The sequence below is a fragment of the Streptomyces sp. NPDC053048 genome (assembly GCF_044547045.1).
Taxonomy (GTDB): Bacteria; Actinomycetota; Actinomycetes; order Streptomycetales; family Streptomycetaceae; genus Streptomyces.
Window position 1 is genome coordinate 47,504 of sequence record NZ_JBITZS010000005.1, and the last position, 14,103, is coordinate 61,606.

A 14,103-nucleotide genomic window follows, 5' to 3' on the forward strand; every position below is an offset into this window, starting at 1 on the left:
CGGGTCGTGGGACGGGGGTGCCGGTTCCGTGGCCGGCGCGGCCGGCGCACGGGCACCCGCAGGACGCTAGACCGGGGCCGGTCCGCCGATGTGCCCTCGCGTGCACATGTGCTTGTCCACGGGCGCACGCTCACGGGACGGGCAGCCGTCGGCGGGGTGGGTACCAGCGGATGGCCGAGGGCGCACGGCCTCCGGCGGGCGGCCACCGACGCGCGACCACGGGTGCGCGACCACGGGTGCGCGTTCAGTGGTGGGTGGACGAGCTGACGTGAAGAGGGCAGTCAGATGACCTAACGGCCGCCGCGCCGCGCCCGCACGCTGGTGCCATGCCCCAGACCGAAGCGAGGAGTCACATGCCCACGGACGCGGGAACGTCACCCCGTGCCGGCCTTGCCACCGGAGCCGGACGGCTCGCCACCTGGCAGCACGGCGTCGAGCACGCGCTGGCCGCCGCGGTGCGGGTCGGGGCGCGCCAGGAGCACGGCTTCGACGGCGTGCTCGATGAGTGCCGGCTCGGCTATCTGCGCGTGCTGTCACTGGAGGCGGACCCGGTCCGGCTGAGCCGGACGCCCCGGCTCGTCGCCCACGACCCCGCCGACGGGGTCGCCGTCGCCCTCCAGTTGGCCGGGACCGCGGCCCTGACGCAGGACGGGCGCAGCACCGCCCTGCTCCCGGGGCAGCTCGCCGTGCTCGATCTGCGGCGGCCCTTCTCACTGGAGCAGAAGGAGCGCTTCCGGCAGCGGTTCTTCCGGCTTCCCGGGCCGGTCCTGAACGTTCCCGCGGCGCGACTGCGGACGGTGACAGGGCGCGCCCTCGCACCGGGGGAGGAAACCGCCGCTCTGCCGGCCCCTTTCCTGGACCGCCTTGCCGACCGCGCGGCCCACATCGCCCCGGACGTGGGCGACCTGCTGGCCGGCAACGTCGCCGACCTCCTGGCCGCGTTGGTGGACGCGTACGCGGAGCGCGCGGCGTACGCGCAAGGCGCGGACGTCTGTCCGGGCACGGCACGCGACCACCTGCTGCCCGTCGTCCGCGCCTACATCGAGCGGCACCTCGGCGACCCCGGCCTCACCCCGGAGTCCATCGCCCGAGCCCACGGCATATCCGTCCGCTACCTCCACCGTCTCTTCGAGGGCGAGGAGGCGACCGTGGGCCGGCTGATCCAGCGGCGCCGTGTGGAGGAGTGCGGGAAGGAGCTCGCGCGGCCCGCGCCGGGGCAGGCCGGTCCGGCGATCTCGGCGGTGGCCGTGCGCTGGGGGTTCCCCAGCCCGGCGCACTTCAGCCGGGTTTTCAAGACGGTCTACGGACGGTCTCCGAGGGAGTGGCGCGCAACGCGGGCGCTTGCGCAGGCCGCACCAGGGGGCCGCTCGGCGTAGGGCCCGCGACCCGCAGCTCACGGCGCCGACTGCCGGCCCGGCGCCTCCTGCCCGTCGCGCCAGGCGGTGGGCGACAGGCCGTAAGCCGCGCGGAAACTGCGGCTGAAGTGCGCCGGGTTGGCGAAACCCCAGCGTCTCGCGACCGACGCCACGGCCGGCCGGGACCGGCCGGGCCGGGCGGGCGTCAGCTCCCGGCGACATTCCTCGAGGCGGCGCCGCTGGATCCAGCGGGCGACCGTGGTGCCTTCGGCGGCGAAGATCCGGTGCAGGAGGCGGGTCGAGATGTGGTGGTGCGCGGCGATGTTCTCGGGTGTCAGGTCGCGGTCCCACAGGTGCTCGTTCACGTGCGCCCGCAGACGCGGCGCCAGGTCGTGCCGGTCCCGTTCGTCCGGCCCCGTGCCGGGAGCGTCCACCCGTTCCGCCTCGGCCGCGAGCGTCCTGAGCAGTCCGACGACACCTGCCGCCAGGCGCTCCGCCGTCCGTGGCGGGCGGTCCCTCGCCCCTGCGGCGAGGTCCCGCAGCAAGGGGCTCAGCAGAGGCGCCACCTCGCCGCGGATGTGCGGGTGGAGGCGGCACAGGCGCTCGACGTCCGCCCCGCCCGGCCCCAGCAGGTGGAGCGGCACGTCGACGAGGTGCAGCTCGAAGTCCTCCGCCTCGTGGACGGCGGACTCGTGGACGGCAGGCTCGTGGACGGCAGAGGGGGCGGCGGAGGGGGCGGCGGCGCCGAGGACGGCGCGGCCGAGCCGGCCGCATGCGGTGACCGCACCGTGCCGGACGAAGGTCGCGACCCCGCGTCCGTGGACCGCAACGACGAGGCGGCCCGGGTCTCCGGGGGCTGTCGGGATGACGGAGTTCGGTACCACGATCGATGCCTGGCCGGTGACCGTGGTGATCCGCAGGGGACCGACGGCGTGCGTGGTGACCCGGGTGACGGGTGCGGCACCCGGTCCCGGCATGCCTCCCAGCGGTGACGGGGCGAGAGTCGGAGCGAGTGCGCCATCGCGCGCGGCGCCGACGTCACGTCCGGGCAAGGCGGGCCTGGTGGGCGTGATGTGCCTGCTGGGTAGGGCATGCCTGGCGGGCATGGTCGCGGAGCTCATGGCTTTCCCTCGTCTCGCTCGGGCTTCGATGGGCGGATGCCGGTGCCGGCGCGCCGGAGCGGCGCCGGGGCACGGTGTCGGCGGTTCCAGCCTGCGATCGCCGCGACCGCAGGCCGTAGGTCGTTTGACTGTCCCGACCCAGTGGATGATCTTGGAGGGGTCGTGGGCGCTATCCTGTTCCGCGCGCCGGACCACGGCGTGTTACGACCCGTGGACGTGGTGGTGAGTCCGGCGGCAGCCCCTTCCTGAGGGGGTGCACACCACCACCCCGTGATGCCTGAGGGACTGGGGAGCGGTGTGGTGTCCATAGGGAGTGGCGGGCATCTCGTGGGCCGGCAGCGGGAGATGGCGCTGCTGAGCCGTGCCCTGGACGACGCGCGGACCGGAGCGGGAGGCTCGGCGACGCTGCTGCGCGGCGAGGCCGGCATCGGCAAGACCGCCCTGCTGGAGTGGGCGCAGGCGCGGGCGCGCGAGGCCGGGTTCTCCGTGCTGCGCGCGGTGGGTGCCGAGGCCGAGACGGAGCTCGCCTTCGGGGCCTTGCACCAGGTGCTCTGGCCGCTGCTGGAGAGTTCCGAAGCGCTGCCGCCGCGGCAGCGGGAGGCGCTGGAGTGCGCGTTGGGGCTGCGCGACGGACTGCCGCCGAACGGCTTCACCGTCGGCGCCTCCGCGCTGACGCTGCTCGCGGAGGCGGCGCGTCGGCAGCCCCTGCTGCTCCTCGTCGACGACCTGCACTGGGTCGACTCCTCCAGCGCGACCGTCTTCGCGTTCCTCCACCGGCGGATCGCGGACCTGCCGCTGGTCGTCGTCAGCGCGTGCCGGTCCGACGGCGCGGCCTCGGAGGGCTGGCCCACGCATCCGGTCGACGTAGAGGCCTTGGCCCCCGAGGACGCGGACGCCCTGCTGCGGCAGTGGCACCCCGAGCTGGCCGCCTCGACCGCCGGCCGGGTGCTCCAGGAGGCCGCAGGCAATCCGCTCGCGCTCGTGGAGCTGCCCCGGCAGCTGCACGAGGACCACCTCAAGGGCATCGTCCCCCTCCCCGAGAGGCTGCCACTGGGGCAGCGGCTGGAGCGACTGTTCACCGGCCGGCTGCGGTCCCTGTCCACCCCGGCCGCGCGGACCCTGCTGCTGACCGCCCTGGGCGGTGGTGCGACGGCCGGCGACACCGGAGCCTGGCCGCACGGCATCCCGGGGAACGCCGCGGAGGCGGTGCTGGACGAGATCGAGGCGAGCGGGCTCGCCCGGCTGGACACCTCCGGGAGGCTGGCCTTCCGGCACCCGCTGGTCCGCAGCGCCGTGATCTCCACCACCCGCGGCCCCGAGCGGCGCGCAGCCCACCGGGTTCTGGCGGCGGGTCTGGAGGCGGACGACCCGCGCCGGCTGGTCCACGAGGCGTCCTCGGCACTCGTCCCCGACGAGGGCCTCGCCACCCGGCTGCAGGAGGCGGGCCGGCATATCGCGCGGCGCGGCGGCGACGCCGAAGGCGCGCTGCTGCTCGACCGGGCAGCGGTCCTCAGCGCCGACCCCGTCTCCCGGGCCCGACGACTGACGTGGGCGGCCGTCATGGCGGCGCGAAGCGGCCGGCTCACCTACACCGCAAAGCTGGTCGAGGAGTTACGACGGGCACCCGTGCCGTCCGACATCGCCCCGCTGTTCGCCTACGCCGTGGTCTACGTCGACCAAGGCCACCGGATGGACTTCGAGTCGTCGTTCACCCTGCTGCCCGAGGCCCTCGACACCCTCTCCGCGCCCGGCGCGGAGTCGTTCGGCGGCCTGGCCGAGCAGGTCTTCTTCAAGCTACTGCTCGCCGCCACCTACACCGACGACGCGCGGGCCTGGCGCGCGCTGGAGACCCACCAGGAGAACGTCTCCCCCATGGCCCGGCTGTGCCACCGCGCCTGGTCCGACCCCGCCCGCACGGCGCGGGGCGCGTCCGAGGAACTGCGGGCCCTGGCCGACCGGATGAGCGATGAGCAGGAAGCCGGGGGCGCCTGGCTGCTGCTGTGGACCGCCTCGGCGGTCGACCTCGCCGACGGCGACATGTGGCGGCGCTTCACCGGGCACCACGCCTACGCCACCCAGGGATCGATCGCCAAGGCCCGCTGCTACCAGGACTTCCTGCGGGGGCGTTGGGACGCGGCGGACGACTGCCTGCGGGAGGCCGAGGCCGCGGACGAACTCGGCTACCACTGCAACGCGCTGCTGTTCCGGCTGTACTACGCCCACTTCGCCGCCGGGCGCGGCGACGAGGAGGGCCTGCGTGAGATCGAACGACGGATCGGGCCGGTGGCGCAGCGCGCCCGCCTGCGGTTCGTCACCGACCACCTCACCCACCTGCGCGCCCTCGTCGCCCTGGCACACGGCCGCCACGAGGACGCGTACTGCGACCTGTCCTCGCTCACGCCGCCTGGCGTCCTGCCCCGCGGCCTTCCCTGGTTCCACCTGCCTTTCTTCGACTTCGTGGACGCGGCCGTCCACACCGGGCGGCGGCAGGAGGCCCAGGCGCACATCGCCGCGGGACGGGCCGCACGGATGGCGGAGATCTCCGCCCACCACGCCTTTCTGCTCGCCGCGGCCACCGCCCTCGCCGCCGCCGACGAGGAGGCGGACGCGCGCTACCGGGACGCCTATGCCGTACCCGGCGCCGAGCAGTGGGGCTTCGAACTCGCCCGTCTCCGGCTGGCTCACGGTTCCTGGCTGCGCCGGCATCGCCGTGGTGAGGCCCACGACGTCCTGCGTGAGGCCCTCCGGGCGTTCCGCGGGCTGCGCGCGCGGCCGTGGGAGGAACTCTGCGCTCAGGAGCTGCGTGCCGCCGGGCACCAGGTGGGAACGGCCACGGACGGGTACGCGCAGCTGACCGGACAGGAGCTGCGCATCGCCGAACTCGCCGCGACGGGACTGACGAACAAGGACATCGCCAAGCGGCTGCGCCTGTCACCCCGCACCGTGGCGGCCCACCTTTACAAGATCTTTCCCAAGTTGGGGATCACCTCGCGCGCGGCCCTCGCCCAGGCCCTCCGGCGGGAGTGAGCGGGGCGCGCGTTTCGTGCGTGCGGAGAACAGGAGGCGTTCAGTCAGCGTCAAGTCCGGCGCCGCGCTCCCGGAAGGATTCTCGATGACGAGATCGTCTTTCCATGAAGGAGTCCCAGCAGTATGTTCCCGAGGAACCTCTTGCACCTGACGGGCCGCCGCCTCCTCGGCCTGGCCATGGCGCTCGCCATGACCATCGGCCTGATATCGACAGCGGCGGCACCGACGGCGCACGCCGACCCCAACGACGCGCACACCCAGTGGACCTGGCAGATCAGCGACCTGCAGCACGGCGGTGAGGCGGCCGAGCGGAGCTACTGGGACCTGATCGCGAGGCTTCACGACCTCAGTGGTCACCGCATCCCCGGCCAGGACAGGCTCGCCGAGACCACCAATCAACCGGCCCGGCTCATCGAGATCCGTCTCCAGGCGGGCGAACAGTACTGGGGGTCGCTGTACTTCTGGGCGGACAACCTCTACCTGGCCGGTTTCTACCAGCCCAGCGTGGACGGCAGCGACGACCACCACTACGCCTTCCCGGACACCTGGCCCGACGAGTTCAGCCGGGTCCTGGGCGGTGTGCCGGTCGACCGCCTTCCCTTCGGCGGCAACTACAACGCCCTGCCGGGCGGAAGCACGTCGGCGCGGCAGCAGCAGGTCATCAACGCCTTCAGCTTCTACAGCGCCCTGGGAACCCTGCGGGATGCGCCCCGCTACCTCCACACCGGACCGGGACGTGAGACGATCGGGCGCTCGCTGGTGACGATCATCCAGGCCACCTCCGAGGCGGCCCGCTTCGCCCGAATTTTCGACAACATCAGGGGCAACATGCTCCACTACACCGCCAACCCCATCGGCGCCGACAACGTCGTCCTCGAGCAGAACTGGGACCACATCTCCAACTGGGTGTACCGGGCGCTGCGGCCGGGTGACCACGGTGTGCTCGGCCTCGGCAGCCGGACCTTCAGCACGCTGGCGGCCCTGCTCGCCTACGTCGGCTACATGGAGCTGAGCTCCAAGGCCCGGAAGTGACCGTGCCGACGCCACGGGAGAGGGTTCCGGGGAGCCGGCTGATCCAGGCCGTGGACGGCGTCGGGACGGGTACCGACTGTCCAGCGCGCCAAGGCGGCCCGGCCAGTGGTGTCCGAGTCAGCCTCGTCCGGGGGTCTGGGCCGATTGAACGGCCTGCGGCTGACCAACAGGGGCCGTCGCCACGAGTGGCAAGTCCCGACCGGACTGACCAAGACAACCTGACCAGGAAGCGGGCTTCCTGAGCGCTTCAGCCGGCGAGTCCCGCCAGATGGAGCGCTCAGTCACACCGCTGTAACTGAACGCTGTCAGGTGGCCCCATCGGCCCAGTGCGCTCTCATCGACCACCCGACAGACGCAGCTCTCGGCCTGCCGAGGTCTCCACCCGGCAAGCGGGTACCTGGGCCGGGTTCCGCTGCGGATCTTCGCCCGGCCCGGCCTGCGGGGTCCGGCCCACGGGTACCGGCTGGTGTCCCGGTAGCGTCCGTTCCGTGATCGCCCACGGTGCGCTCGTCCGCCTCCCCGCCGACGCTGACGGGGACGCCCCGCGGCGCCCGCCGGGAACCGGCGGGTGTCACACGTTCCAGACGCCGCTGCCGCCGCCGTGCCACTCGACGATCGCCGGGTTGTCGACATCGACGTCCCTCAGGCCCGCCTGGGCCATGAACTTCTTGAGGTCCTCCAGCGACCGGGCCTTGCCGACTGCCCGGCCGTGGACCTTCACCAGCCGCATGCCCTCCATCAGCGGATGGACGAGAACCGGCGGATCCTGCTTGTCGAACGACTGCTTGCTCATATCCGCTCACCCCTTCGGGGGCCGCTGCTTGCGGGGCGAGTCCTCGTCACGTTCCAGGGCCTCGGGGTCACGCCACTCCTCCGACCGCGTCGTCCGTCCAGTACGGGCCTGCTGCCGCACCGCCCGCTTCAGCTCGTCATCCTTCTTCGGGCCGTGCTTGCTGCTCCGCTCCATGACCACGCTGCTCCTTCGTCTACGGGTGTCGGGGGCTCTGCTCGGGCGGTATTCCGCCGCCGGGGCCACCGCCTTTGCGTACCTTCTCGGTGCCGTGAGCACACTCGAGGCCGCCGGGAACCCGCCTTCCGGTCCAGTCCGCCCGCCGACTCGGCAGATTCGCAGATTCACAGATTCCTGGACGGTGACGCCCTTCTCGCTGCGGCGCACCGCAGGCTGCTGGGGGCTTACGTCCTCCATGAGTACTGGAGAAAGTGTCACCTCTCTTCCCCCCAGCGTAGGCGGCGCTCCCCCGAGCGGCGCGGTGGGATGGACAGCCCCCAGCGGGCGCTCGGAGCGACGTTTCAGCCGCTCAGCCTGCCGGGCCCGGACCTCCGCCCACCGGCGCTGCTCAGTGGCCGCCCGGCCCCGACCTCGGAGGCATGTCGCGGCGTCGCGCGCGTCCACGCGGCCGGCACACCCGACTATCCGGGCGAGCTCGCTGCGGGTCGCGGCCTCCACCAGGCAGCGGTCGGCCGGACGGTCCACCCCGGCCGTATCCTGGCAGGTCCCGTACGCGGGCCGGCTCCGTCGCCACCGTAGGCCCGCTACCGCGGGTATGGACGGCCGAGACCGTCGGCTGCCCGGCGTGCGGGGTGCGGCCGGCCCGTGGACGGTGACGTTCGATTGGCCTCTGGTCACGCTCGGCTGCCCATGTGGGGTGGTGACCCACGAGCACGGCCTCGCCTTCTCCGAGGCCTGGCTCCTCCTGTCGGACGCATGGCTGAGCGCCCTGAAGCCGGCTCCACGATCCTCGCCCCGACCACTCGCCTCTTGGCAGCTTGCCGCTACCAGTGCCCCCTAACGGCTCACGATGAGTATCCGGACAATAGGGGGACTGGGCACGTCGCGGCGACGCCAGGTGGTGCAGATCTGTTAAGGATCACGTTATGGCGAATCCAGGGGATTGAAGTCACACCGTAGGCGTGTCACGCACCTTGTGGACACAGCCGGGCGGAAAAATCGCCCATGATGGCGTCAGATTGAGCTTCGGCGCCATCCTCATCGAGACGGGAGTTGCGGTACTGCACCCGTTCACCTTCAGCAGCGAATCCATCGGGCGCTGGGAAATCCGCATCCCCATCTTCACCCGGCCAGTGGGTGCAATCGCGTTCCGGAGTATCCCGGCTTGCTGGATCGCCAGCCACAGCTGGCACGCCTCTCCGACCAACGCACTCTGGGCAGTCGACCAGACCTCCTGGGAAGAGACGCCGGGCCGCGTATGGCAACTACTGCCGAGCGTTGCCATCCAAGGGACAAACTCATCCTTCTACCGTGTCGGCTATCACGTCACTGTGTTCTTGCGCGGAGAGATGTCAGATGAAGACTTGACTGCGCTCTCCCATCCAGAGTTTGGCTCACCCTGACGGACACGCCCTAAGAGTTGTCCCCGGCGCCTGGAGCGCCGGGGGCACCGATTGCGAGGAGATTGTCAGACGCGGTATTCGGCCCAGCTCTGGTACGTGCCGCCATTGCAGCCGAAGAGGTAGATCTTCCGGGTGTCGTTGTCCAGGCACTTACCGCTGAACGCCAGGTTCTGGAGCTGCTTGGTGCCGGACTGGGCGTCGAAGATCCCCCACCGCTGGGTGGGCCCGTCGTTGCAGGCGCGGGCGTATACCGCGGAGCCGTTGGTGTCCAGACACTTGGCGGTGGCGATGTTGCGCAGGGTGTAGGTGCCGAACCCGGCGTCGGTGAGCAGCCAGCGCTGGTAGGGGCCGCCGTTGCAGGCGAAGTCGTAGACCTTGCGGCCGTCGTAGTCGAGGCACTCGCCAGTGGCCATGTTCTTGTACATGTAGATGCCCCCGTCTGCCGAGGCCGGGGCCGCTGAAGCGGTCGGCGCAAGCGCGGTGAGCACCGCGGTGGCGGCGGCCGCCACGCCGAGCGCGGCTCGTCTGACGGGTTTGCGAACGTAGGTCCTCACGTTGTCTCCTCTGTCTGCGCGCGGCTGGGAGGCCGCCTTGGTCGGTGTGGCCCTCCTGGACTGAGCCCACCATCAGCCAGGAGCGCCGACGTACTCCATCCCAGAAAACTGGGAGATGGCGATGCCTCACCCGCTATCAGCCATTCCATCCACCGGAGAGCACGAGGCGCAGCACCCCCTTGGCCCGCGGATTCGGCCGAGGGGGTGGGGGTGCCACTTCGACAACCGCACCGTTCATCGAACGTCAACCGCTCTCTGCCACGATTTCCTGGCTCGGCATGAGGCGTTTGCACGGGGCGGTCGTTGAGCCAGGAGTGGGAGAAGCCCGTGGTATTCGATCAGAGCAGCGAGGAACGGCGGCGGCGCAGAGCGTGGAACCGCGCCGTACACGCCGCCCGGACTGCTGTGGATCCGGTGGTTGTCTTTGAGGACGCCGTACCCGAGTTGGCCGAGACCCTGGGGTTCGACGTCTGGGCCGGGGTCCTTCTCGATCCCGTCACCCTGCTCAACACGGGCGGCACCTTCCGGCATGGTGTGAGCGCCGCATGGATGCCGAGGATGCTCGACATCGAGTACCGCGAAGGTGACGTTCTCCAGATGCCCGCTCTCGCCCGGCAGGCGACGCCGGTCGGTAGCCTGGCGTCCAGCCTCGGTGGGCTTCTTGAACGCAGCGTGCGCTACCGCGACATCTATCGGCCACTCGGTCTGGGAGACGAGATACGGGTGCTGCTCAAGGACGCCGGTCGAGTATGGGGGGCTTTGGTGCTCGTCAGGGACGCGCACCGGCCGCCGTTCTCCGCCTCGGACATGGCGTTCGTCGCGGGTCTGTCCCAGCCGCTGGGGCGAGCGCTGCGGCGGTCGCTGGCTGTGCCGGGGAAATCCCTGGGCAAATCCCTGGGCAATGCTCTGGGCGCGGGCGAGTCCGCGCTGGTACTGCTGGACGAGGAGTACACCCTGCTGTCGGCTTCTGCTGCCGCCGAATCCTGGTTCACCGAACTGGCCGAAGCACCGGCCCGGGGTAAGGGGCTGCCGGCATCCGCCTACAGCGTGGCCGCCGCCACGCTGCGCAGTGGCAGTGGCGGCAGCCGGGCCTGTGTGCCGATGCGCGCGGGTGGCTGGGCGGCCATCGAAGGCTGGCGACTGGAGACCGGTGAAGGCCTCAAGCTGGCGCTGACCATCAGCCCGGCGTCCCCGCCCGACCAGGCCACCTCCCTGCTCCGGGCGTACGGTCTCACACCTCGCGAAACCGACGTGCTCGTCCACGTTCTGCGAGGAGCCTCCACGGGAGAGATCTCGGCCCGGCTGGCGGTGTCCCCGTACACCGTTCAGGACCACCTCAAGAGCGTCTTCGACAAGACCGGTACGCACTCACGCCGAGAGCTGGTGGGGCAGGTGTTCTTCCAGCACTATCTGCCGGAAGTCGACTCCCTGGGGCCGGACAGGCAGCCTGGGTCAGGCTGAAGCGCCTGGTCGAGATCGGTGTCCTCACCGAGATCGACGCCGGCAGCTTCACAGGAGGCAGTAGCCGACCGGGGCACCGCGACCAACAGCAGGCTCACGACTGGCCGCCCGAGCCGCCCATGAGCCGTCTCTGGCACGAGCCGCCTGCGGCCGGTGCCGCCGCGTCACCCGCGCGCGGACGTCTGGGACTTTTCCTCGGAGGAGTCTGCCGACGGCTTTTCCGGCCCGAACTCCCTCATGGGCCCACGGACATTGGCCAGAACACGGTTTCCCTGATCATCGATCATGCGGGTAATGGCCTCCTGGGCAACGCCGAAGAACGCGGCCCATGCCAGGATCTGGCCACTGGTGTCGAGGTTGGTGAGTCCCGGCACGAAACTGCCACGGATCAGCAGAAGACCGATGAACGCCGACAGAGCACCCGCCGGGAGCCTGAGCAGCATCAACACCATGGGCACCATGTACGGTGTCGACGTTCCCTGGATGTGCCGCAGGGAGAACGCACCGGCCAGTGCCGCCGCACACATTCCGACGAACATGACGAGGGTGATGTCACCGGCCGACGGAGTGCCACCGCCCGCCGGGCAGGTGCGTATGTTGTTTGGATAGAAGCACATTTTCTCCGGTATGACGGCCGGATCGATGTTTCCCCAGCAGATGACCGCGATGGCCAAGGTGGTCAGGGCGGCCACGGAAACCAGGACGAAATTGCGGAATGTGCGAACCTGTGCCCTCTCGTCGTCCGCGGCCTCGTTGGCCGCCTGCAGCGTGTGAACGGCGAGGTCCCTGAATTCGCTGTCGAGTCTGTGCTCGTTGCCTTCCAGGCGTTCGGTGAGAAGGCTGCGGCGCGGGTCCTGCTCGCCGAGGTGCTGCTGCGCCCTGGCAAGTACGGTGGCGCCCCATGCGTAGAGCTCGTCCTCCGGTACAAGCCGCAGAATCGCCGCCTCCGCCTTGTGGATGTTGGGCCACGCCCGGTCCACCTCAGAGCCCGAGAGGAGACTGTGCAGATCGCCTCTCCTCGCCACGGCGTCCCGCGCTGCTCCCAGGTGCTTGTCCGCCATACCGGCGATGATCTGGTCGCTGTCCGACAATCCACGTTCCCGTACCTGGCCGAGTTCGGACTGCAGCTGGGCGATATGGGAGGCACAACGCTGGCGCCAGGAGGATCTGTCCTGGCCCGCGATGTCTTCCAATTTCCACTTGGCCATCCGTACCTCCACAGCCGCTCAGCTCGCGGATGAGCAGGTCTCCTGCCCAGTGAAAGCCCGGCGGGTACGGTCCGCAACCGGCCCGCCCTTCGCAGGAGGCGACCGGCCTGCACATGCGTCGCATCTGTCCTCGAGCCTCACCCCGTCTCGGCTCGGTCGGCCAGTACCTCCTGCAGAAGGGCATGGCGGAATTGGGGCGCTCCGCCGGCTTGATCGCCACCGCCAAGGCACAAAGGTGGGATCCCGCCGAGGGGTCCGTGTCCCGGCGTAGCGAGGCGCGTGCCGACCCATCGGACACGCCCTAATCGCCGGCAGGTCGCATCGGCTCCACCTCAGCCGCCGCCCGCCGGTCATAGGACCGGCGGGCGGCGAGTAGCTCGCCTTGGTGTTCCTCGGACCAGTCCTGGACCGCCGTCAGCAGGCCGGTGAGGCTGTGACCGAGCTCGGTGAGTTCGTATACGACTTTCGGCGGGATCGTGGGGTAGACGGTGCGGGTGACCAGGCCGTCGCGCTCCAAGGTCCGCAGTGCCTGCGTGAGCATCTTTTGCGTGACGCCGTCCAGGCGGCGGCGCAGTGCGTTGAAGCGCAGCGGTCCTTGCTGGAGGGCGCCGACCGTGAGCAGGGCCCATTTGCTGGTGAGCAGCGACAGTACCGGGCGGGACGGGCAGGTCTGGAAGTAGGCGTCGGCGCCACCGTATTGCCGCAGGTCATTGCAGGTATCCATAGGGAACCTGGGTATCAGGAGGGTGCCTTCTTCTCAAGTGTCACTGTGTGGCGCAGGCTGGTGTGCGCCGCGCGGCGACCGTGAGAGATCAGCAAGACGATCAGTAAGAGGGGTACGTCATGGGTGTGCGTATGCGCGCCGTCAGTCAGCTTGCCTTCGGCGGTCCCGAGGAGCTGCGCGTGACGGAGGTGGAGCGCCCGGAGCCGGTGGCCGCCGAGGTGCTGGTGCGGGTCGAAGCGGCCGGCGTGAACCCGGTGGACGCGAAGTTCCGGGCGGGCGTGGTCCCTTGGAGGACGCTGCCGTTCATCCCCGGCTGGGATGTCTCGGGGGTGGTCGAGGCGGTCACGCCCGGCGTCACCCGCTTCGCGCCGGGCGACGAGGTGTACGGACTGGTGCACTTCCCGTGGCGCGGCGGCGGCTACGCCGAGTACGTCACCGCTCCGCCCCGCCACCTGGCCCACAAGCCCGCCGACCTCACACACATCGAGGCCGCGGCGCTGCCGATGGCGGCGCTCACCGCCTGGCAGGGATTGGTGGACACAGCGCGGGCCTCGAGCGGGCAGCGGGTGCTGATTCTCGCGGCGGCCGGCGGGACGGGCCACCTGGCCGTACAGGTCGCCAAGGCGCTCGGGGCGTACGTCATCGGCACCGCGCGGGCGGAGAAACACGCCTTCGTGCGCGGCTTGGGCGCGGACGAGGTCATCGACTACACCACGACCGATGTCGGTACGGCGGTACGGGACGTCGACGTGCTCTTCGACTTGGTCCCAGGTGACGACGCGACGCGGGCGGTGGGGGTGCTGCGGCCCGGCGGGATCGTGGTGAGCGCCACCCGTGCGGTGGCCGTGCCGGGCCTGGCCGAGCGGGGAGCGCGCTTCGCCGCCCTCGGTGTCGAGCCTGACTACGCCTCGTTGGAGAAGCTCAACGCGCTCATCGAGCAGGGGCGGCTGCGGGTACACGTTCAACGCAGTATGCCGCTGACGGAGGTGGCCGAGGCGCACCGCCTGATCGAGAGCGGGCGAGTGAAGGGAAAGATCGTCCTCGTTCCCTAGAACGGGGTTCCGGTTCCGCGGGGGCGGGCAGGTGACGCCGTAGGGGCTGTCGATCCCACCGTGGCGGAACCGACAACCCCGCCGTCTTCCGGCCCCGCCGGCCACGCCTGCCGGCGAAGGCGGTGTGTGTGGCGCGCCCGACGACCGTACTGACCGTACTGTCGGGCGAAGCCCGCCTCACACCCTGGTACGGAAC

12 protein-coding genes are annotated in these 14,103 nt (G+C 70.8%); 6 read left to right on the top strand and 6 right to left on the bottom strand.

Annotated elements, in window-relative coordinates; genetic code table 11:
- Nucleotides 1–353: 353 nt before the first annotated feature.
- Entirely contained in the window at nucleotides 354–1,376 is a 1,023-nt protein-coding gene (locus ACIG36_RS14160; RefSeq protein ID WP_399926557.1) for a helix-turn-helix domain-containing protein, read from the top strand.
- Between the two features lie 17 nt (nucleotides 1,377–1,393).
- Here the strand turns inward: ACIG36_RS14160 and ACIG36_RS14165 are convergent, their stop codons facing one another.
- Nucleotides 1,394–2,332 (bottom strand): helix-turn-helix domain-containing protein, encoded by a 939-nt coding sequence (locus tag ACIG36_RS14165; protein WP_399926559.1) that lies wholly within the window; start codon nucleotides 2,330–2,332, stop codon nucleotides 1,394–1,396.
- Nucleotides 2,333–2,749: 417 nt separating this feature from the next.
- Here ACIG36_RS14165 and ACIG36_RS14170 point away from each other — a divergent pair, with 417 nt between their 5' ends.
- Both ACIG36_RS14170 and ACIG36_RS14175 read left to right on the top strand, forming a co-directional pair.
- On the top strand, nucleotides 2,750–5,503 hold the full coding sequence (locus tag ACIG36_RS14170) for an ATP-binding protein (protein WP_399926561.1): 2,754 nt from the start codon (nucleotides 2,750–2,752) through the stop codon (nucleotides 5,501–5,503).
- Nucleotides 5,504–5,626: 123 nt separating this feature from the next.
- A complete protein-coding gene (locus tag ACIG36_RS14175) occupies nucleotides 5,627–6,535 on the top strand; it encodes a ribosome-inactivating family protein (RefSeq protein WP_399926563.1) in 909 nt (302 codons plus the stop codon).
- A 571-nt stretch (nucleotides 6,536–7,106) separates the two neighbouring features.
- On the opposite strand, the gene ACIG36_RS14180 is transcribed toward ACIG36_RS14175, so the two are convergent.
- A complete protein-coding gene (locus ACIG36_RS14180) occupies nucleotides 7,107–7,328 on the bottom strand; it encodes a hypothetical protein (protein WP_399926565.1) in 222 nt (73 codons plus the stop codon).
- 6 nt (nucleotides 7,329–7,334) lie between these two features.
- The gene (locus ACIG36_RS14185) at nucleotides 7,335–7,502 is read right to left on the bottom strand and encodes a hypothetical protein (RefSeq protein ID WP_399926567.1); all 168 of its coding nucleotides are present in this window, start codon (nucleotides 7,500–7,502) and stop codon (nucleotides 7,335–7,337) included.
- 965 nt (nucleotides 7,503–8,467) lie between these two features.
- Between ACIG36_RS14185 and ACIG36_RS14190 the strand changes: the two genes are divergently transcribed.
- On the top strand, nucleotides 8,468–8,908 hold the full coding sequence (locus ACIG36_RS14190; protein ID WP_399926569.1) for a hypothetical protein: 441 nt from the start codon (nucleotides 8,468–8,470) through the stop codon (nucleotides 8,906–8,908).
- A gap of 65 nt (nucleotides 8,909–8,973) precedes the next feature.
- Here ACIG36_RS14190 and ACIG36_RS14195 read toward each other — a convergent pair whose 3' ends face one another.
- The gene (locus ACIG36_RS14195) at nucleotides 8,974–9,462 is read right to left on the bottom strand and encodes an RICIN domain-containing protein (RefSeq protein WP_399926571.1); all 489 of its coding nucleotides are present in this window, start codon (nucleotides 9,460–9,462) and stop codon (nucleotides 8,974–8,976) included.
- Nucleotides 9,463–9,789: 327 nt separating this feature from the next.
- Here ACIG36_RS14195 and ACIG36_RS14200 point away from each other — a divergent pair, with 327 nt between their 5' ends.
- Nucleotides 9,790–10,923 carry a LuxR C-terminal-related transcriptional regulator gene (locus tag ACIG36_RS14200; protein WP_399926573.1) on the top strand — a complete coding sequence of 378 codons (1,134 nt, stop codon included), beginning with the start codon at nucleotides 9,790–9,792 and terminating at the stop codon, nucleotides 10,921–10,923.
- 164 nt (nucleotides 10,924–11,087) lie between these two features.
- Here the strand turns inward: ACIG36_RS14200 and ACIG36_RS14205 are convergent, their stop codons facing one another.
- Together ACIG36_RS14205 and ACIG36_RS14210 are read right to left on the bottom strand one after the other, a co-directional pair.
- Entirely contained in the window at nucleotides 11,088–12,131 is a 1,044-nt protein-coding gene (locus ACIG36_RS14205) for a hypothetical protein (protein WP_399926575.1), read from the bottom strand.
- A 301-nt stretch (nucleotides 12,132–12,432) separates the two neighbouring features.
- On the bottom strand, nucleotides 12,433–12,855 hold the full coding sequence (locus tag ACIG36_RS14210) for a winged helix-turn-helix transcriptional regulator (protein WP_399926577.1): 423 nt from the start codon (nucleotides 12,853–12,855) through the stop codon (nucleotides 12,433–12,435).
- A 119-nt stretch (nucleotides 12,856–12,974) separates the two neighbouring features.
- Here ACIG36_RS14210 and ACIG36_RS14215 point away from each other — a divergent pair, with 119 nt between their 5' ends.
- Nucleotides 12,975–13,907: an NADP-dependent oxidoreductase gene (locus ACIG36_RS14215; protein WP_399926579.1), complete on the top strand. Its 933-nt coding sequence runs from the start codon at nucleotides 12,975–12,977 to the stop codon at nucleotides 13,905–13,907.
- Nucleotides 13,908–14,103: the final 196 nt, after the last annotated feature.